This window comes from Pedobacter sp. NO84, assembly GCF_059703915.1.
Window position 1 is genome coordinate 496,143 of sequence record NZ_AP046575.1, and the last position, 18,687, is coordinate 514,829.

General features: G+C 38.7%; 14 protein-coding genes, 1 tRNA gene and 1 pseudogene. 4 read left to right on the forward strand and 12 right to left on the reverse strand.

Annotated elements, in window-relative coordinates; genetic code table 11:
- Nucleotide 1 precedes the first annotated feature (1 nt).
- Complete coding sequence (locus AC6H0V_RS02330; protein ID WP_497562101.1) at nt 2-4,375, reverse strand: CusA/CzcA family heavy metal efflux RND transporter; 4,374 nt, start codon at nt 4,373-4,375, stop codon at nt 2-4.
- Nucleotides 4,376-4,445: 70 nt separating this feature from the next.
- The gene (locus AC6H0V_RS02335) at nt 4,446-4,763 is read right to left on the reverse strand and encodes a DUF6660 family protein (protein WP_497562102.1); all 318 of its coding nucleotides are present in this window, start codon (nt 4,761-4,763) and stop codon (nt 4,446-4,448) included.
- 159 nt (nt 4,764-4,922) lie between these two features.
- Between AC6H0V_RS02335 and AC6H0V_RS02340 the strand changes: the two genes are divergently transcribed.
- The gene (locus AC6H0V_RS02340; protein ID WP_497562103.1) at nt 4,923-5,834 is read left to right on the forward strand and encodes a winged helix-turn-helix domain-containing protein; all 912 of its coding nucleotides are present in this window, start codon (nt 4,923-4,925) and stop codon (nt 5,832-5,834) included.
- 46 nt (nt 5,835-5,880) lie between these two features.
- On the opposite strand, the pseudogene chrA reads toward AC6H0V_RS02340, so the two are convergent.
- Together chrA and AC6H0V_RS02350 are read right to left on the reverse strand one after the other, a co-directional pair.
- Nucleotides 5,881-6,920 (reverse strand): annotated as a pseudogene (chrA, locus tag AC6H0V_RS02345) (chromate efflux transporter).
- Between the two features lie 17 nt (nt 6,921-6,937).
- A complete protein-coding gene (locus AC6H0V_RS02350) occupies nt 6,938-8,410 on the reverse strand; it encodes a serine hydrolase (RefSeq protein WP_497562104.1) in 1,473 nt (490 codons plus the stop codon).
- Nucleotides 8,411-8,731: 321 nt separating this feature from the next.
- On the opposite strand from AC6H0V_RS02350, the gene AC6H0V_RS02355 reads away from it, so the two are divergent.
- A complete protein-coding gene (locus tag AC6H0V_RS02355; RefSeq protein ID WP_497562105.1) occupies nt 8,732-9,754 on the forward strand; it encodes a S41 family peptidase in 1,023 nt (340 codons plus the stop codon).
- 450 nt (nt 9,755-10,204) lie between these two features.
- On the opposite strand, the gene AC6H0V_RS02360 is transcribed toward AC6H0V_RS02355, so the two are convergent.
- A tRNA-Leu gene (locus AC6H0V_RS02360) sits at nt 10,205-10,284 on the reverse strand.
- 340 nt (nt 10,285-10,624) lie between these two features.
- Between AC6H0V_RS02360 and AC6H0V_RS02365 the strand changes: the two genes are divergently transcribed.
- A complete protein-coding gene (locus AC6H0V_RS02365; protein ID WP_497562106.1) occupies nt 10,625-10,912 on the forward strand; it encodes a hypothetical protein in 288 nt (95 codons plus the stop codon).
- 93 nt (nt 10,913-11,005) lie between these two features.
- Nucleotides 11,006-13,294: a glycosyltransferase family 4 protein gene (locus AC6H0V_RS02370; RefSeq protein ID WP_497562107.1), complete on the forward strand. Its 2,289-nt coding sequence runs from the start codon at nt 11,006-11,008 to the stop codon at nt 13,292-13,294.
- Nucleotides 13,295-13,306: 12 nt separating this feature from the next.
- Here the strand turns inward: AC6H0V_RS02370 and AC6H0V_RS02375 are convergent, their stop codons facing one another.
- The 7 genes from AC6H0V_RS02375 to AC6H0V_RS02405 all read right to left on the reverse strand — a co-directional run bounded on the left by AC6H0V_RS02375 (nt 13,307) and on the right by AC6H0V_RS02405 (nt 18,686).
- Nucleotides 13,307-14,782: a glycoside hydrolase family 130 protein gene (locus AC6H0V_RS02375; protein ID WP_497562108.1), complete on the reverse strand. Its 1,476-nt coding sequence runs from the start codon at nt 14,780-14,782 to the stop codon at nt 13,307-13,309.
- A gap of 176 nt (nt 14,783-14,958) precedes the next feature.
- A complete protein-coding gene (locus tag AC6H0V_RS02380; RefSeq protein ID WP_497562109.1) occupies nt 14,959-15,519 on the reverse strand; it encodes a pyridoxamine 5'-phosphate oxidase family protein in 561 nt (186 codons plus the stop codon).
- A 6-nt stretch (nt 15,520-15,525) separates the two neighbouring features.
- Nucleotides 15,526-15,969 carry a hypothetical protein gene (locus tag AC6H0V_RS02385; protein ID WP_497562110.1) on the reverse strand — a complete coding sequence of 148 codons (444 nt, stop codon included), beginning with the start codon at nt 15,967-15,969 and terminating at the stop codon, nt 15,526-15,528.
- A 5-nt stretch (nt 15,970-15,974) separates the two neighbouring features.
- Entirely contained in the window at nt 15,975-16,343 is a 369-nt protein-coding gene (locus AC6H0V_RS02390; protein ID WP_497562111.1) for a SpoIIAA family protein, read from the reverse strand.
- 183 nt (nt 16,344-16,526) lie between these two features.
- The gene (locus AC6H0V_RS02395; protein WP_497562112.1) at nt 16,527-17,198 is read right to left on the reverse strand and encodes a DUF6766 family protein; all 672 of its coding nucleotides are present in this window, start codon (nt 17,196-17,198) and stop codon (nt 16,527-16,529) included.
- 55 nt (nt 17,199-17,253) lie between these two features.
- The gene (locus tag AC6H0V_RS02400; RefSeq protein WP_497562113.1) at nt 17,254-17,793 is read right to left on the reverse strand and encodes a YciE/YciF ferroxidase family protein; all 540 of its coding nucleotides are present in this window, start codon (nt 17,791-17,793) and stop codon (nt 17,254-17,256) included.
- A gap of 137 nt (nt 17,794-17,930) precedes the next feature.
- Nucleotides 17,931-18,686: a DNA-formamidopyrimidine glycosylase family protein gene (locus AC6H0V_RS02405; RefSeq protein ID WP_497562114.1), complete on the reverse strand. Its 756-nt coding sequence runs from the start codon at nt 18,684-18,686 to the stop codon at nt 17,931-17,933.
- Nucleotide 18,687 lies beyond the last annotated feature (1 nt).

The following is an 18,687-nucleotide window of genomic DNA, read 5'->3' on the forward strand; positions in this document are numbered from 1 at the left end:
TTTAGTTTCCTTTTAAATAGTGTAATTGAATAGCAGATTGATTAAGTTGGCTCAATGCCTCGATGTAGGCGAGTTTAGTTTGGATCGCACCCGATAGATGTTGAATGTATTCTAGGTAGCCGATTTCTCCCAGATTGAAAGATACTTGTGCAATCCGAGATTGTTCATCAGCCAGCTTAAGGCCCGAACTATTGTAATAATCTACAAGCGTCTTGAAGGTGCTATAATGTTCCAGCTCTTGGCTGTAGGCCAAACTAATCTGCGATTGGGTATTTTCGTAATTAGATTTAGCGACCTCGATCGCAATTTTTTCTGCATTTATTCTTGAACGGTTGGCACCATTAAACAGGGGCACCGCAATTCCTAGTTGGATACCCGCAATTCGGGTTCCCGGCGAATAGGTTCTCGAAATATTGGCTGGATTAAAGCCAGAAATTAGAAGTTGTTGACTATACCCAACTGTAAAATCAGGGAGAGATTTTGATTTCTCTACGGCAAGCCTTGCACTAGCAACCTCAATATGCTGGAGTTCAATTTTTGACTGCCCATTATTAGATGGGTTAATGGTAGATGCGACCTCAAGTGGGGCAATCAAATTGCTTTCAGCGATGATCAGCGGACCGCCAAAATTTAACAGTTGCTTTAAGGTAGATTCGCTGTTTTTAAGTTCTGTTTCGGCATTGGCAAGCATCGCTCTCACTTCCTGTGATTTAGAAGTTGCACTGATGAGTTCAAGTTTTGAGGTTTCTCCTGCCTTTAACCTTATTTCTGCCTTTTTCACAAAATTGTTGTAGATGCTATCTTGGAACTTTAGCACCCTCAAGGTTTCCCTGTTCAGTAAATAACTATACCAAGCTAACTTCACATTCCTTATAATCTCTGATTCCAGTGAGTTGTTTACCTTTTCTGCTAAAATCGTTTGTTGATTAAGTAGTTTCTTATTGTTCTTATAGAGACCCGGCCATGCTATATTCTGGCTAATGCCGATTGAATTATCCATGTTTCCCCCACTAGTAGGATCTTGGGTTAATAAAACCTCAGTTTTTGCGATGTCCGTTCCCGACTTTTGGAGCACCCTGGACTGTTCTATAGTAAGGCGAGAAGATTTCAATTGCAGATTATTGGTCAATGCTCTTGAAATGGCACTATCCAAAGTCAATACACCAGATTGTTGGGCATTTGAAGCTGAAGATCCACCAACAATTAGAACACAGATAACCAAAAATGTGGTTATTCCCTTATGTAAAGGTACTTTCATAGTTTCTTTTTTATTGAACAATACATATAGGCAAGGTAGGATAAACAGGGTTAGCAATGTTGCCGTTATTAAACCACCTATCACTACTGTTGCCAAAGGTTTTTGCACTTCGGCACCTGCGCTGGATGATAGTGCCATCGGAAGAAAACCTAACGACGCTACACAGGCAGTCATTAGCACTGGACGGAGCCTTGTTTTGGTACCCTCAAGAACACGCTCATAAATATTTTCAGTACCCTCGTCCCTAAGTTGGTTGAAATATCCGATCAGTACAATGCCGTTTAGAACCGCAACACCAAAGAGCGCGATGAAGCCAACACCAGCAGATATACTGAATGGCATTCCCCTCAATAATAGGGCTGCAATCCCTCCAATAGAAGCAAGTGGTACCGCCGTAAATATCAAAAGGCTATCTTTTACGGACCTGAACGTAACGTATAGCAACAATAATATCAGGATTAGCGCAGCGGGTACGGCAATCGACAATCTCATTTTAGCAGCCTGAAGGTTTTGGAACTGTCCACCAAAGGTGATGTAGTATCCACTGGGGAGTTTGAGAAGTTCATTTATTTTTGCCTGGATCTCTTTTACCGTCGTTTCTATATCACGACCTTTAACATTAAAGCCTACATAAATCCGTCTGTTTCCGCCTTCGCGAGAAATCTGGGCCGGTGCATCCTTAAATTCGATGGATGCGACCTGATCAAGTGGCACTTTATTTCCAGATGGAAGTGGGATCAATAGGTTCTCAACCCCTGAAATATTCTCCCGCAAATCCCTGTTCAATCTAATGACCATGTCAAACCGTTTCTCGCCCTCGAACACAACTCCGGTAACACTGCCTGCGAACGCAGTTTTCAAGATCATATTCACATCACGGATATTGAGTCCATACTGCGCCATTTTATCACGGTCATAAGCAACCTGTATCTGCGGAAGACCATCAACTTTTTCTATAAAAGGTTCGTTTACGCCATCAACTGTTGAGATCATTTTTGCGATTTTATTGGCTTGGGCAGCCAACACTTCCAAATCACTGCCATAGATTTTAATGGCAACATCTTGGCGTATTCCTGTCATCAGTTCGTTAAAGCGCATCTGCATGGGCTGGGAAATTTCTACGTTTATGCCTGGGATGATGGCAAGCTCTTCTTCCATTTTCTCCATCATTTCTTCCCTTGAAGCTGCTGATTTCCATTCCTTTTTTGGTGCCATAGAAAGCATCATATCACCTCGCTCCATTGGCATTGGATCGGTAGGGATTTCTGAACTCCCAATTCGGGTTACCGCTTGTTTGATTTCAGGGAATTTGTTCTTTAACAGTTTCTCTGCCTTTCCGAAAGTGCTTACTACTTCGGTAAGTGAAGTGCCCTGCGCCATTGAGATTTCTACTGTGAGGTCTCCTTCTTCTAGGGTGGGAATGAATTCTCCGCCCATATTGGTAAACGCCCAAATTGCAATGGCAAATACCAATATAACAATTGCCACTGCCAGTTTTTTAACCTTAAGTATGTTGATCAGTGCACGCTGATAGATACGTTGCAGGAATTCAATCAATCTGTCGGATATATTTCGTTTTGGGGTTGTATTCTTACTTAGAAAAAGAGCGCTTGCCATTGGTACATAAGTTAATGAAAGGATAAATGCTCCCAAAATCGCAAATGTTACGGTCTGTGCCATAGGTTTAAACATTTTACCCTCGATGCCGATAAGCGATAGCAAAGGCAAATAAACAATCAGAATAATGATCTGTCCGAAGGCAGCAGACTTCATCAGCTTACTGGCACTTTCTTTTACCTCGGTATCCATTTGTGCCGAAGTTAGTTTAAGGATTCCTTCCTTTCGATATCTTCCGGTGGTGATATGATGCACCACGCTCTCAACAATAATCACTGCCCCATCAACGATTAGCCCAAAATCAATGGCTCCTAGGCTCATCAGATTTCCAGAAACGCCAAATAGCTGCATCATAGAGAAGGCAAAAAGCATGGCTAGTGGAATTACAGAAGCTACAACAAGTCCTGCCCTCCAATTCCCCAATAGCAGTACCAATACAAAAACAACAATTAGCGCACCTTCCAACAAATTTTGCTTAACGGTTCCTATGGCCCGTCCTACTAGCTCTGTACGGTCGATGAAGGGTTCGATTACCACCCCTTCGGGAAGTGATTTTTGTACTTGTGTCATTCTTTCCTTTACGTTTTGGATGACTTCGCTAAAATTCTCTCCCTTTAGCATTAGCGTCACACCTGCAACAACTTCGCCCTCGCCATTACGGGTAACAGCACCGTATCTTGTTGCGCTTCCAAACTGAACGGTGGCCACATCACGTATCAGAATTGGTGTTCCCTTACTATTTTTTACGACGATCTTACGGATGTCATCAAGATTTTGAACCTGTCCAAGTCCCCTGATGAAATATGCATTCTTTTGTTGCTCGATATATGAGCCGCCCGTATTCTCATTGTTGTTTTCCAGTGCTTGATAGATTTCGGGAATGGTAAGCCCTAGGGAATTTAATTTGTCGTTATCGAGCGCTATTTCATATTGCTTTACATAACCGCCCCAACCGCTCACTTCTGCTACACCAACGGTTCCGGCAAGTTGTGTCCTTACCAGCCAATCCTGAAGGGTTCTTAGATCTGTAGCGGTATATTTATCATGATAGCCCTTTTTGGTGTGGATTACATATTGGTAGATTTCGCCAAGGCCGGTCGTAATTGGCGCAAGTATCGGCTCGCCAAGTCCTGATGGAATGGAGGCTTCCGCTTCCTTAAGTTGGGCGTTTACCTGCGTTCTTGCCCAGTAGATATTTACATCATCCTTAAAAACGATGGTAATTACCGATATCCCCGAACGAGAAATTGAACGTTTTTCGATGATACCAGAGATATTGGCCATGGAGAGCTCAATAGGTGCGGTAATAAACTGCTCCACCTCCTGTGCGCCAAGGCTTGGTGCCTGTGTAATGATCTGCACCTGATTGTTGGTGATGTCGGGCTGTGCATCTATTGGCAGATGATAGGCGGAATATATACCTACCAGTATCAGTACAAGCGTGGCCAGCCCTATCGTTATTTTGTTCTTAATGGAGAACGAAATTATTTTTTCAAACATGAAAATTTATTAATACGTGAAGAAAATGCCGACAAAAATTTGCGGCAAACCATTTTTTAAAAAAGACGTATTAAGCTACTTTGGGAGGCTGATAGATATCAATTGGCTGTTCGCTAATTACAGGCATACGGTATATCGGATAGGACATACTGTGGTAAGAGAATAATGCCACTTGATTTTTAACAGAAGGAAAATGCCGCGAGACTGAGCAACAAGCACATGTACAAAAGGGAGTGCAAGTTTCTTGATTATAGTGTTCGATGTCTTTTGATGATTTTTTTAATGATGAAATTGCGATTGAACTCTTTTCAGAATCCTCTCTATCCTGACATGGAAGCAGGGTAAGCATTGTCATATAAAGACTGAATATGATAATTAGGTATTTCATCTGGTGCAAAGATATACAAACTAAAGAATTGATTATTATTAATTTAAACCAAAAAGAGTTCTGTTAGTTGGGTTGCGTGCTCAATTCTTGACCTTAGAGGTAATTTAGTTGCTTAAAACGAATAAAAAATGTAAACTTTGTAAATTAAATCCTGACATCATGATAGATAGCCTGAACGTACTTTCCGAAAAACGATACTACTTTTTCGGCTTGATATCACTGTTGTTTATCTCTGTAATCTGTTTGGCTTTCAGCTTAACCGGCAATAACAACTTTGAGATCTCTAGAAGGGAAGTTTTACTCCGCAGGATCGGACATGAATTGCTTTTACAGTCGGGCGATAAAAAATCGAGGGTGCTACCCGTAAAAAAGATTGCAGAAAATGAGTACCAGATTGGGTTTGAGAATGAGCTTACCTTCCAATCCGACTCATTGGTTAATACTACCAGGCGTTTATTGGCCAAAGACCCGCTCTCCCGTGATTATGTTGTTAACGTTCTGAACTGTGGCAACTCCAGTGTAGCCTACGGATACGCTATTTCAAACGATAAAAAAGATGATATTGTATCATGTTTGGGAAGAGTTCAGCCCAGAGCATGTTACATGATCAACATCAAATTTAAACCGACAGGCATAAATATAGCAAAGAATGGATATCTTTTGGGCGCCCTACCATTTTTAGCATTTGTTGGATTTATTTTTTTTAGGTCTGTTAAGCCACGAAGAGCTTTGCCTGATGGTCAGTATCCCGACACGTTAACTTTAGGCGAGGTGTTTTTCGATGCGAAGAATCGGAAGCTGATGATGAACAACCACCTGCCTAACGGGGAGGAAAAGACCATAAACCTTACCGGAACCGAAACCCGTGTATTGCTCATTTTTGCTTTGTCTCCCAACGAGATTATAGAGAGAAGTCGAATTCAAAAAGAGATATGGGAAGATGAAGGTGTTATTGTTGGGCGCAGTTTGGATATGTTCATATCAAAACTTAGAAAAAAACTGGAATTTGATCCGAATATTAGGATTGTTGTTATACGTGGCAAAGGTTATAAGCTTGAAATTAGTGAATAAGAAGAATCTTTTTCCTCGAACTGAATGGAATAAACATGAAATCAAGCTATAATAAAAACAATTTGATGATGATACCTAGAAATGCAGAAATAGCAATAATATGTTGTTCTTTTATTTTTTTACTATAAACTAATGCACTTATACTCGTTAGCGCGATAAGAGCAGTAGGTAAATCAACAATGCTGCGAGTTGCTATAATTAGTACCGCGCCAACCAGCGAACCTACTACTACCGATGTAATGCCATCTACAAATGCTTTGATGCTGGAGTTCTTCGCAATCTTTTTAAAGGTAGGGGCGAGTGCCACAGTAAAAAGATAACATGGCAAAAAGGTAGCGATGGCAGCCACACAGGCACCTGGAAACCCTGCCACAAGATAACCAATAAAGGCTACAGTAATTACCACAGGCCCTGGAGTAATCATGGCTACTGCAACTGAGTCTACGAAATCGCGCTCACTCAACCAACCATACTCTTCAACTACTCCGCCATGCAAGAAAGGAACGATAGCAAGTCCACTACCAAAAACAAGGGCGCCTGCTTTTAAAAAGAACCACCCAATTTCTTGAAGGGTTTTGCCTTCATATTGCCAAAAGCCTGTTCCAACTATAAGTACCAAAGAAAGTGTACTAGGCTTTTTGAACCACTTTGGTGGCGCTTTTACGATCATATAAATAATTCCACATCCAGCAAAAAGTAGAATGTCTTCCTTTTGAGTAACCACAGTTACAACGATACCCACAAAATAAAAAACCCATAAGAGCCATTTTGCCTTGAAGTCTGTAATAGTGAATTTGCTTACTGATTTAAGGCTAAGCCGATAGGCGCTAATAGCAATAATACCGATCACTGATGCACTTACTCCATAAAAAACAGCTAACATCCATGGAAGCCCGCTATATATTTTGTAGGCCATCCCCAATAGTACAACCATTAAAAAGGAAGGGAGAACAAAAGCGAGCCCCACCATTGTTGCTCCAAGTAACCCATAATGTACAAAACCAATGTAGATGCCTAATGCGCGGCCAATGGGCCAGGAGCAAGTTGTGCAAGTGCGAGTCCTTCTTTATATTCTTCCTCTGTAATCCATTTTTTGTTTTCAACTAGATCCCCGCTTGCATCTTATTGCCTTTATCATCAATGTCAAAGCTGGTAATCTTATTGGTTTTGTCTTTTGTAAATTTCACTTCCGATCCGACCATTTCCAACATAAAAAAATCAGTATCGGAAGTAAAATACATTTTGTATTTAGTTGTACTGTTCAACCTTAACATTAAACCGTCTTTTTCCAGCGTAACATTAAATGTATTTCTATATAGTTTGTAGTTGCCTACGTATGATTGCAATATTTCGTTTTTTACGTTAACAACCTTTTTAAATTTCGGGATATAAAAATCTTTCCAGTTATAAACAGTAGCCAGCGAATTAATTACTTCGGATAGTATACTCCAATTATCGGTATTTGCCATCACTACGGCTCCATTCCCGTTTTCCATGCTGCCGAAGTATGCAGCCACAAAGCCTTCATCAGAACCATCATGGCTAAAATATTTTTCATTTCCCTTTTCAATATTAAATACGCCTAATGCCGCAGACTTATCAATATAAGGGGTTAGCCTAAGTGTAGTAGTGGCTGATGAAAGTACTTTATTGCTTTTCCCCTTTAATGATAATTGCGTTTCTATAATATATTTAGCCAAATCTGTAGGGCTTGTCCATAGGCCCGCAGCAGCTTGTTCGGGATAAACATGATACTTACCCTTCACTTCTTTCCCATCATTATAATAACCTGTTGCTAATAACTTTTCTTTGTTTGCAGGCGGCGGTTGGGTATAAAAACTATTGCTCATCCCCATTGGGTTTAATACATTTTTTCGCATGTATGTATCGTAAGGTTGCCCTACTATATCTTGTAATATTTGCTGCGATATGGTTGTTCCTCCACCTGAATATTGATGCCTGAAAGATGGCTGATACATTGACCGGATGGCTTTACTGTTAGCCGGCTTTTCGCCGTTTAAAATTTGTATCAGTGTTGGTATGGTGTCTCCATTTTCATAACCGTCAAATCCGTGCACTGTTAATCCCGCTGTATGGCTTAACAGATTTGCTATCGTTATTTTTTTTCCTTTTGATAGCGAGTCATAAGGAAATTTCCATGATTTCAAATAAAGATTGATATCTGAGTCAAGGCTCAATTTGCCTTGCTGTATCAGTTTTAAAATACCGACCCCATTTAATGATTTGCTGATTGAACCCGCCTGGAATAATGTGCTTGTAGTAACAGGTCGCTGCCCCGCACTATCCGCCCAACCATATCCTTTTGCCCACTCGATTTTATAATCCTTTATCAACGCGACACTTACTCCATTTATATGATTACTTTTCATTCTGTCGGCAAGTGTAAATTGCTTATTCTCTATTTGCACCCATAGACCTAAATTGTTTTCAAACTCTTGGATTTTTGCCTGTACCTCTTTTGAATAGATTTTATTATTTTGTCCAAATAACACAAAGGAATTTAGTAGAAGTAACACCAGCGCCATGGCCGGAATAAAGCCAAATAATCTTTTCATGTTTTTTTATATCGTGTAAAATTGATCCAACGAAATTACTTTGATATATTTCGGCGCGACGAATTTAGATTGTAAATAAAAATGTAAACTTTGTAAATAATAATATTTCAAGCTATAAGCAGATTGCAATATCAAATAGAAGTTTAAATTGTTTTCGCCCTGGCGGTTAGACTTTACTACGGCTTGGATTTCATATACCCTTGCGGGGATTGAATCGATAAAATATTTGTTTCTGAATCCATGAGGAAGTTTCCCACGAAGAAGTAAAGGAGTTGAATGAGAATTTTATTCGCATTAGATTGAAATGTATATTTTTACATAATGAGTACTAAAAACCAATGGATACGGAATTATCATATGCGAACCCTAATATTTTTGTTAATGATAATTTTATGCGGTACAAAACCATCTTTTAGCCAACAACAGGCTCATGGAATAAATGGTTTATCTGGCATATTGAAAGAAGTTTTTGATAAAGTGAGGCAATACTCTGTTTTTCGGAAAATTGTAGGTTGGGATCAATTAGAGCATAAGATTTTTGATTTTAATGGAGAAGAAATTACTGAAGCAGATTTTAAGGATAAGATAAGGCTAATATTTACAACGATCGGTGACAAGCATGGTGCTTTTTTTTATAATGGAGAGCGGCTAGGTATGGACCAGTCATGGACAAAAGCATTGCGAATACCTGAAAATCTACCTGAAAAAGTAAATTTAAGAACTACACTACTTGAAGAGGGCTATGGTTATATTCTTCTGCCACCTAATAATAAATATGATCGTGAAACCTGCCAGCGATATCAAGACAGCTTATGCAGTTTAGGAATTGAAACTTTGAAAGGGTTGGTAATAGACCTCCGTTTGCATGAGGGAGGGAGTGTAAATCCTTTATTTGGGGGGCTGAATCAAGTATATGGCACAAAATATTTTGGATCAAATATGAGTCTTGAGAAAAAAGTGTTCCAGAAATGGAATGTTGAGAATGGAGCATATGGTCGAAATCAAATTTATAATCGCTGCAAGGCCAATGCTAACCTTAAAATTGTGGTGCTAACAAGCCAAATTACCGCAAGTGCTGGTGAAATGATGGCGGTGGGATTAAAAGGCAGATCAAAAACACTGTTCATTGGAGAACCTACAGCTGGGCTTACTACCATGAATGTCACCTTTAAATTAGGTAATAATACACTTGTTATTGCAGTAAGTATTGTGGCAGATCGCAAAGGAATAATCTATTTGGATAGGGTATTTCCGGACGTCAGTATTATTGAAGGTGATAATTTTAACGATTTATCCAAGGATACCAAAGTAATTGCTGCCCTAAAATGGATGAAGCAACAATAATAATTGTTTAACTCTGTCCGTACCCAGCGCCGGTCCCGATAGCTATCGGGACGAACCGGCACGGTTTCCCACAGGTGTTTGAGACCAGCGCGTCTACCATCCCGATAGCTATCGGGACCGCCAGTTATTTATATTTCTCGATAAGTTAGTCCTTAATTTCAGAAAACCTCTTGAGATTCTCGACATAGGTTCTGCTTTTCATTTCCTGAGATGGGCCTCGATTTGCCTTGCCTGTTTATAATCAAGGTTATCAATAAATAAAAAAGATGCCCGATCATCGGCTTTTGTTGTAAAACTCAGTGGAAAATCCTTGTTTAGATGTCGGTGTATCCTATAGGATATGTCATTACAACTGTCGATATAAATCGATCTAATTTTTCTGAAAATAAAACATATACTGATGCCATAAGTTGCGAAACAAAAAAAGCCCCGACTATTGTCGAGGCTTTGTACCCAGCGCCGGAGTCGAACCGGCACGGTTTCCCACAGGTGTTTGAGACCAGCGCGTCTACCAATTCCGCCAGCTGGGCATTTTACTTAACATTCTTCAGACCAGCGCGTCTACCATCCCGATAGCTATCGGGACCGCCAGCTGGGCATTTTACTTAACATTCTTCAGACCAGCGCGTCTACCATCCCGATAGCTATCGGGACCGCCAGCTGGGCATTTGTTTTAAGCGGGACGCAAATCTATCAATTAAGCAACGAATTAGCAAACTTATTTGAAAATAGCAATTAGAGAGGAGGGAAGGTGTATCAAAGCCTATTGTATATGAACATTATGGTACGTATTGCCAACAATTTCACAATACAACAATTTAACAATACACTCCTCATAAAACAATTTCTTAATTAGATGGTTTACACCTTATGCAACCATTTAATATTAAAATTCCCCTTGAAGACCAAGAAATAACACTAACAATTTTACCAACCGATCATGATTATTTTAAGGTTGTATACTTTGGTGGGGTTTTAGGGGCAATTAATTATGATAAAACTACCAAAAGGTGGAGTGTAGTGGATTCATCAGAGGTAGTTGCAGGAGATTTGCCGCCATTTACTGGAATTAAGGATGAAGATGCGGTTGAGATAGAGCTTAACTCGGACACAATTGTCAAAATTGGGCAAGAAATCTTAAAAGTTTACTCTTTTTAGGCATAATTCCAAACAACATTTTGGCTTCATTGTTAATTGGTTAGCTCTCGTATTACGTGACTAGTTATTAGCACTTTACCTAATTATATTATTATGAAAATAGCCTATATTTCTACTTATCCCCCTCGCGAATGTGGTTTAGCAACATTTAATAATAACCTAATTAAGGCCATTAACGCTAATTTCCCTAATCAAGATCTAGCAGAAACAAGCGTTGTAATAGCAATGAATAATTCTGATAGTGTGGATGAATACAACTATCCCTCAGAAGTTAAATTCGTAATTAGACAAAATATTCAGGAAGATTATAGTGCAGCTGCTGATTTTATAAATAAGAGCGATGTAGATGCCTGTATCCTGCAGCACGAATTTGGGATTTATGGAGGAGAAAGCGGTATTTATGTATTGCCATTCCTTAATCAAATAGAAAAACCTATCATTTCGATATTACATACTATCCTAAATTCGCCTACGTTCTTGCAAAAAGCAATCATTAAAGAGGTAGCAAAGAAATCATCAAAAGTTGTGGTGATGAGTAATAGGGCAGTAAGCTTTTTGACCGAAATTTATCAAGTTTCAAAAGAGAAGATACAAGTTATAGAACACGGAGTACCTAATTTAGAGGCGCCACTTGTGAATCCTGTTAAGGAGATACCTGCATTAAAAGGTAAAAAAATCTTATTAACCTTTGGTTTAATAAGTAGAAACAAAGGATTGGAGACCGTAGTTAAAGCGCTTCCAAAAATTATAGCTAAACATAAGGATGTGGTATATGTGGTATTGGGAAATACACATCCTGGGATTGTGAAAAATTCTGGAGAAGAATATCGTGAATATCTAAAACAACTAGCAGCTGATTTAAATGTATCCGAGCATTTAGTATTTTTAAATCGATTTGTTGAAGAAGAAGAGCTGATTAATTACCTTACTGCAGCTGATATTTACATCACCCCTTATTTTAACGAAGCGCAAATTACTAGTGGTACGTTATCTTATGCCGTGGGTGCTGGTGCCGCAGTGGTTTCTACACCGTATTGGCATGCGCAAGAACTATTGGATGATAACCGTGGTCGACTGTTTAATTTTAAAGATGATTTAGGCCTATCGGAAATTGTGAACCAGTTGTTAGATCATCCTGATAAGTTAATTGCATTAAAAAACAATGCCTATCAGTATGGATTACAGCTAAGATGGCCTAAAATTGGTAAATCCTATATCAGCATTGCTGAAAAAGCGATTAACCACCCAGATTATAGCGAGAAAATTCTTCGCCAGATTATTGATCCGGGATTAATGCCTGCTTTTGAATTAGATTATGTTAAGCGCCTAACCGATGATACGGGGATTTTTCAACATGCTAAATTTGGAATCCCTAACCGTAAAGAAGGATATTGCTTAGACGATAACTCAAGGGCCCTGATTTTGGCACTGATGGCCTATCAAAATAACAAAGATCAGGAAGCATTGGATCTATTACCCATTTATTTGAGTTATATCCATGATATGCAACTGGAGAATGGAAACTTTAGAAACTTCATGAGCTTTAGTCGCCAGTTTTTAGACGAAGAAGGCACAGATGACTCTTTTGGTAGAACAATTTGGGCACTCGGTTATTTGATTAATGCTGCTCCAAATAGATCTTATGCAGAATTTGGCTACGAATTATTTTTTAAAGCAATTCCACATTTCAAAAATTTAACTCACTTAAGGGGCGTATGTAACACCATTACTGGGTTAAGTTACTACCTTAAAACCCATCCTTATGATGAGCGGGTATTGAATGAGTTAAATCTATTAACCGATAAGTTAATTTCAGCATACGAAAGTACCAGAGGTGAGGACTGGCACTGGTTTGAGAATCACATGACCTACGATAATGCTATTTTTCCATTGGCTTTATTTCACGCGGCCGAAGTAACAGGAAAGCCAGAGGTAAAAGCTATTGCGCTTGAATCTTTAATCTACCTAGAAAAAATTACGTTTAGCTTAAACTCGATTAATCCTGTAGGAAATGACGGTTGGCATATTCGTGGTCGAGAAGGAAAGATGCCATTATATGATCAACAAGCCATAGAAATTATGGCCATGGTATTGATGTATTCGCAAGCCTATATGGTAACCAGAGAAAGCGAATACATGAAAAAAATGTTCTCTAGTTACCTGTGGTTTTTAGGAGAAAATTCCCTGCGCATTCCGTTATATGATTCAGAAACCAAGGGATGTGCAGATGGTCTTCAGCCAGGTGGCGTGAATAGAAATCAAGGTGCCGAAAGTACGTTGGCGTATTTAATTTCGCACTTGGTTGTTTTACAAGCGCTAAAACATGAGCAACAATTAACAGGCCTTAAAAAAGAGTATACATTTAGTCATCCGATGACTTAAGTCATCGGATGACTAAATTGAAAAGCTTGACGAAGATTTAAGTCTATCCAATAAATCCTTCAAATTTACGGTAGCAAATGAAGATGAATAGTCTGATAAGCCATATGGGATTACCAAATCTCCATTATTGATTATCGATCCGCAAGAGTATACTACATTGGGTACATAACCTTCACGTTCGTCTGGATTAGGAATTAACAATGGCTCTTCTAATCTGCCAATTTCGATTGTTGGATCATCCAGTTTCAATAAACTTGCACCTAAACAATACCTTCTCATCGGACCAACGGCATGTGTAATCATTAACCATCCCTCTTCCGTTTCTATCGGAGAGCCACAATTGCCTATTTGTACGAATTCCCAGCTGTATACCGGCTCCTGTAATTTAATTGGATTTTCCCATACATTGATCTTGTCAGAATACATGATGTAATTGTTTACTCCATCTATTCTTGATAGCATGGCGTACTTTCCATTAATCTTCCGTGGAAAAAGCGCTAAATTCTTATTTTGGGCACCTGCTCCAAATAATGGTCCTACGTTGAAATCGTAAAAATCTTTTGTTTTTAAGAGTTTCGGCTGGATCATTTGACCATCATAGGCGGTATAAGTTGCGTAATAGGTGATAGCGCCCTCATCATTAATGAATTTCGTGAAACGAGCATCTTCGATTCCCTTTCTTTCAAATTCTGAAATCGGAAAGATTACCCGGTCAGAAATATCGGTATCCATAGAAAAGATGATCTCGTAGTATGAATCAGACAGCCACAATACTTTTTCTAGTTCTATATCTTTGGCAGCACTCGGTTCTTGTTCCTGGGTTTGGGCGATAACGGTCTTTAATGTTAAATAATCAAACTGATCCTCTAGTCTACCGTTTAACTCATTTAAAACTTCTTCGCTAATTAAAGAGGATAGACCTTTTTCTAAAAATAGTTTTTTATTGTAGGTTGCGTTTCTAATTACCTCTGCTTCATCTATATAATTGCCTACCGGGATTACTGTGATATTATTATTTCGATCAATTAAGGCTCTCCTGAAAACGATGGAGGAAATGTGCCCTTCGCCTACGGCCCTAAAACTAATAATTAAACGTTTTTCTCCTTCTTCTAAATCACGTTGATCGGGATCTTCAATAATAGACGGATTAAAAAATGCAGCTGATTCGATGGAATATTCGTGTGTGAAATAGGAACCAATCAACAGTTTTCTATGGTTATCGATTTCTTTATAATCGATATCCATCGTTTCTAGTAAAGGTTTAAGCTTTTTACAATGACGAGTTAAAATTTTGGTAATATTTCGGTGCCTTTTTGAGTATTCCTGCAAAAGAGGGGATATGATGTTGAAAACCTGGACTTCGGTTAAAGCCATCACCTTATTTATCACCAATTTGGCACGTTCTTCCCCGTTGAAAAAATATCGGGCAATTACCCGTTTTGGATCTGGATAAACTTTAACATGTTTTCGTTCTATGGGAAGTCTCATTCGTAGTGGGTTTCGTTAAAAATCGATTTTTTTTATTGGTCGATAGCTAATAGTCAATAGACGATAGCCTGGATGTTTGAGCACAGTTTTAAAATATTATCAACTAAGTTATCTTTTTAAACTAATTTTTTAGAATCCAATCTATGGACTATCGACCATAGGCAATTGACCTTAGTTTAAAAATTCAAATTGCCCTCAACTGAATCATCCATCGTTTTGCCGGTAATAATGGAAGCGGCCATTTTAATGAAAGCGATTGCTTCACCATGTTTGGTATCCCAATAATATACATTAGTAGGTTCTACTTTGATTAGGCTAATTTTTGGATCATCTTTTCCGCCTTGGAACCATACTTTTAATAGGGGATTCCATAATTCGTCTATTTTAGCTTGGTCGGTTACGATTTCACTAATCCCATAAATATTTAGGAAACCCGAATTTTTGTTCTCTTGGAAAAAGAGATGTGTAAATGGATCTGCAGCAATTTCGCCATTCTTATTGCTATCACTTTGACTCATGAACCATAAATTTCCGCCTTCATCTACCTGTAAAACAGACATTGGCCTAACGGAAAGGGGTAGTCCGGTTTTAATATTGGTACAAAAGAAACAGTTTTCGGCACTCGTGGCCAGTTCCTTTAATTTTTTAACTGCATCCGCACCTTCTAATGTTTTGATATGGTCTTGCGTATTTTGTGTATTGTTACTGCTATCGCGTGATTTTTCTTTATTTTCCATATTAGATTACGATTTTTTAGTGATTGTTTTAAGAACTAGGCCGGTAACTAATGCCCCAAAGAGATAATAGCCAACAGTTAATGCTTTCATCTGATTGGTAGCCGCAACAGGCTCAGGATCTAATCCCAGGGGTTTGGGCAGTTTGATTGCGCCAATACCTGCGGTTAGTCCGAAGAAGATAGCTTTTGGCCAAATGTATTTTGATTTTCCGCCGATAAGACTGTAATACATGGTATTGCTTATCAGATCGGCCTTTAACGTAGCTTTGTAGAGTTCCTCATCATCTGTGATAGGCTGATTACCTAACCCAATTAAGGTTTTGTTCAGTGCTTCTTCACCTAACAGATTTATTTTCGGAACATTCGTTTCGTTTTTTCTTAATGTTTCATGCAGCACATTTAAGGCTACAGAGCCTAAAAATCCGGCAACAATATTTTTAATTACTCCCATAGCTTTTATGATTTTAAACTTACCCAAGCAATAGCCTCGTCCAATTCGTCTAAAGAAAATCCTTTCGCTTCGCCTGGGGTAACATAACTAAACACATCAGTAAAATTTTCAACTGCTTTTTGGTCGCTAACGATGGCCATTTTTTTCCACTGTGTGAGATGTTTTAAACCAGCCATAGCGTCTTGAACCCAAGCGCCGGCAGTAAAATTCTCTACATTCGTTTCCAAAACCAAGATATAATAGATCTCATTGTATCTGTTTGTTAAAGCTGATAATCCCGGTAATAGCACATTCTTTAGATCTTCTGCAGAGACTTCGCCATTGGCTTTTACGCCAAAAACATAGGGGGGTAAATTTTCGATAGGTGATAGCATATAATACGTCTTGGTATATGTTTATAACAACAATTTTGGGATTAATGTTTTACGCTTTGCGGATGATTGCACAGATTAATTGAAGATTTCACTGATTTATATTACGCTTCGCGGATGATTACATAGATTGAAAGATTACACCGATTAGATTACGCTTTGCGGATGATTACAAACTCCCAACCCTTATTCCGTTTCCATATCCGGTGCATCCACGGGTTTTGATTCTGGCGAACCTTTCTGACGGAGGTAAATGGTTAAGAAAACAATACTGGCAACGGATAAAAATTCGCTCTGCCAATTCTGAAATGATTCGAACCAAAAGTTAGCATCGCAGAGATAGCTTAACATCGTTACTTTTGGAAGATGTTTTAGTCCTTGCTCTACATTATTATCTTGCCAACTTCCATAAAAGTGCAGGTACCAGCTGGTAAAAAATAAAATGGCAAAACAAATGGATAGGGAATTAGAATAGATTTTTAAAATCCATCCACCTTGTTTAACTGCCCAAGGTGCGTCTTTACTGTTAACAGGTTCTCTATCTACCTCTTCAGCCTCATCTAACTTTTTAGATTCAGATGAGCCAATTTGCCTCAATTTAATGGTAAGGATTACATATAGAAACATCTGTAAAAACTCACTTTCAAAATTTTCGAAGGTGGCAGAAATAAAGTGACCAGAACAAAGGTATGTTCCTAATTGAAGAGCAGGCTTACCTGCTTCCTTTAGTTCTTGATTGTGTACATTAAAGCCGGTTAATGCTTGTGCACACAAGGCTCCAATAAATAGAGCGATGAAAACGATGGTTAGGCTATTCCTATACCAAAAAGAGTAGCCTTTCTTGTAATTTTTTGGCATGGTGATAAGCGTTAATTAGCTAATTAGCAAATACGCTAATTAGCTAATGTGTATTTTATTCTTGCGTTGCTTCTGCGTTTACATAGTTTAAAGCAATTTCTGTTAAAGCAACATCAGTTTCCTTTTCATTGTCAAGAGTTTGTTGTAGAAGATCTTGAACTGCAGTATGACCCATGTTTTCTGCAAATGTGCGCAGTGTGCCATAAGTAGCAATTTCATAGTGCTCTACTTTTTGGGCGGCTAAAATTAATCCCGCATCGCGGATCATGGTACCAGCATCGGTGTCTTCCATAATTCCTTTTGCTTCTTCAAGTAATCCGGCCATTGCGTCACATTTTTTTGCTGCTGCTTTTTCTCCTAATAACTCAAAAACCTGCTCTAAAGTTGCGATGTGCTGTTTAGTCTCTTCGCCATGCTTTTGGAAAGCTGCAGCTAAATCTGCACTTGTTGAGGCTTTTTGCATTTTTGGCAATGCAGTAGCTAAATGTTTCTCTGCCCAATAGATATCTTTTAATTCATCAACAAAAAATTCGTGAAATTCTGAATTTTCCATTTTGCCAGTTTTACCAGCTGGTTTTTTAGTTCCTGTTTTCATACTATTTTTTTTAGGTATTTATTTTGATGTTTGTAGTCTATGAACATCTTTTTACAGATAATGTTTTTTAAATTTAAATTTTCTTTAACAGGGAGCTTTAACGATTGCTCTCTTGGCCTAAAGGGCTACCTTCGGGATTACATTGCCGGGATTAATTTTGATTTATACAATTTCTGGCATGTAGTGCAGTAGAAAGTTCTTCGATTGGTTTTGCCCAAATATTCCTTAATCATTTCATGTCCTTTAGGGCAAACCCTTTTTGTATGTGCCAGCCAATGTTTTCTTAGGGTATATTCTTTCTTCCACGTTAAGAAATCAAAACTATAATTCCGTGCTTCTGTAACCAACTCTTTTAATTTTGGTTTTGGTAGTTGTGCAACAGTATTTAGCGGACTAACACCTATTCGGTACAACACCTCATTTTTGATGATATTGCCCACCCCAGAAAATACCTGTTGATCAAGCAATGCATCACACACTAATGTGTCGCCTTTGTCTGCCAATTTTTTCAGTGCTTTTTTGCTATTCCAGGCATCGTTCATCACATCCGCTTCCCAATCATAGGTATCTTCGAGCTTTCCTTCTATAAATTTAAGCGAACAGGCGTAAAAGTTGAGTTCATCATGTTTAAAGATGAGGCCAATTCTGGGTGTACTGTCTTTCTGTTCATTTATTCTATAAGAGCCAAACAACATAAAATGAATGCGGAGCGCAAAGCCATCAAAGCAGATCAGAAAGTGCTTGCCCCAACTTTTAAAGTCGATTACCTTTTGATGAAGGATCCGGTCTTTGTCTATCTTGGTATTACCGGTTACCTCCATTATTTCTGAGCCTTCCAAATGAAGTTCTTCAATTAGCTCACGCAAAATTACTATCGATGGTCCTTCTGGCATA

What these genes read in the sequence shown, in the direction of transcription:
- AC6H0V_RS02330 (WP_497562101.1), bottom strand. Translation starts at nt 4,375, where the DNA reads ATGTTTGAAAAAATAATTTCGTTCTCCATTAAGAACAAAATAACGATA.
- AC6H0V_RS02335 (WP_497562102.1), bottom strand. Translation starts at nt 4,763, where the DNA reads ATGAAATACCTAATTATCATATTCAGTCTTTATATGACAATGCTTACC.
- AC6H0V_RS02340 (WP_497562103.1), top strand. Translation starts at nt 4,923, where the DNA reads ATGATAGATAGCCTGAACGTACTTTCCGAAAAACGATACTACTTTTTC.
- AC6H0V_RS02350 (WP_497562104.1), bottom strand. Translation starts at nt 8,410, where the DNA reads ATGAAAAGATTATTTGGCTTTATTCCGGCCATGGCGCTGGTGTTACTT.
- AC6H0V_RS02355 (WP_497562105.1), top strand. Translation starts at nt 8,732, where the DNA reads ATGAGTACTAAAAACCAATGGATACGGAATTATCATATGCGAACCCTA.
- AC6H0V_RS02365 (WP_497562106.1), top strand. Translation starts at nt 10,625, where the DNA reads ATGCAACCATTTAATATTAAAATTCCCCTTGAAGACCAAGAAATAACA.
- AC6H0V_RS02370 (WP_497562107.1), top strand. Translation starts at nt 11,006, where the DNA reads ATGAAAATAGCCTATATTTCTACTTATCCCCCTCGCGAATGTGGTTTA.
- AC6H0V_RS02375 (WP_497562108.1), bottom strand. Translation starts at nt 14,782, where the DNA reads ATGAGACTTCCCATAGAACGAAAACATGTTAAAGTTTATCCAGATCCA.
- AC6H0V_RS02380 (WP_497562109.1), bottom strand. Translation starts at nt 15,519, where the DNA reads ATGGAAAATAAAGAAAAATCACGCGATAGCAGTAACAATACACAAAAT.
- AC6H0V_RS02385 (WP_497562110.1), bottom strand. Translation starts at nt 15,969, where the DNA reads ATGGGAGTAATTAAAAATATTGTTGCCGGATTTTTAGGCTCTGTAGCC.
- AC6H0V_RS02390 (WP_497562111.1), bottom strand. Translation starts at nt 16,343, where the DNA reads ATGCTATCACCTATCGAAAATTTACCCCCCTATGTTTTTGGCGTAAAA.
- AC6H0V_RS02395 (WP_497562112.1), bottom strand. Translation starts at nt 17,198, where the DNA reads ATGCCAAAAAATTACAAGAAAGGCTACTCTTTTTGGTATAGGAATAGC.
- AC6H0V_RS02400 (WP_497562113.1), bottom strand. Translation starts at nt 17,793, where the DNA reads ATGAAAACAGGAACTAAAAAACCAGCTGGTAAAACTGGCAAAATGGAA.
- AC6H0V_RS02405 (WP_497562114.1), bottom strand. Translation starts at nt 18,686, where the DNA reads ATGCCAGAAGGACCATCGATAGTAATTTTGCGTGAGCTAATTGAAGAA.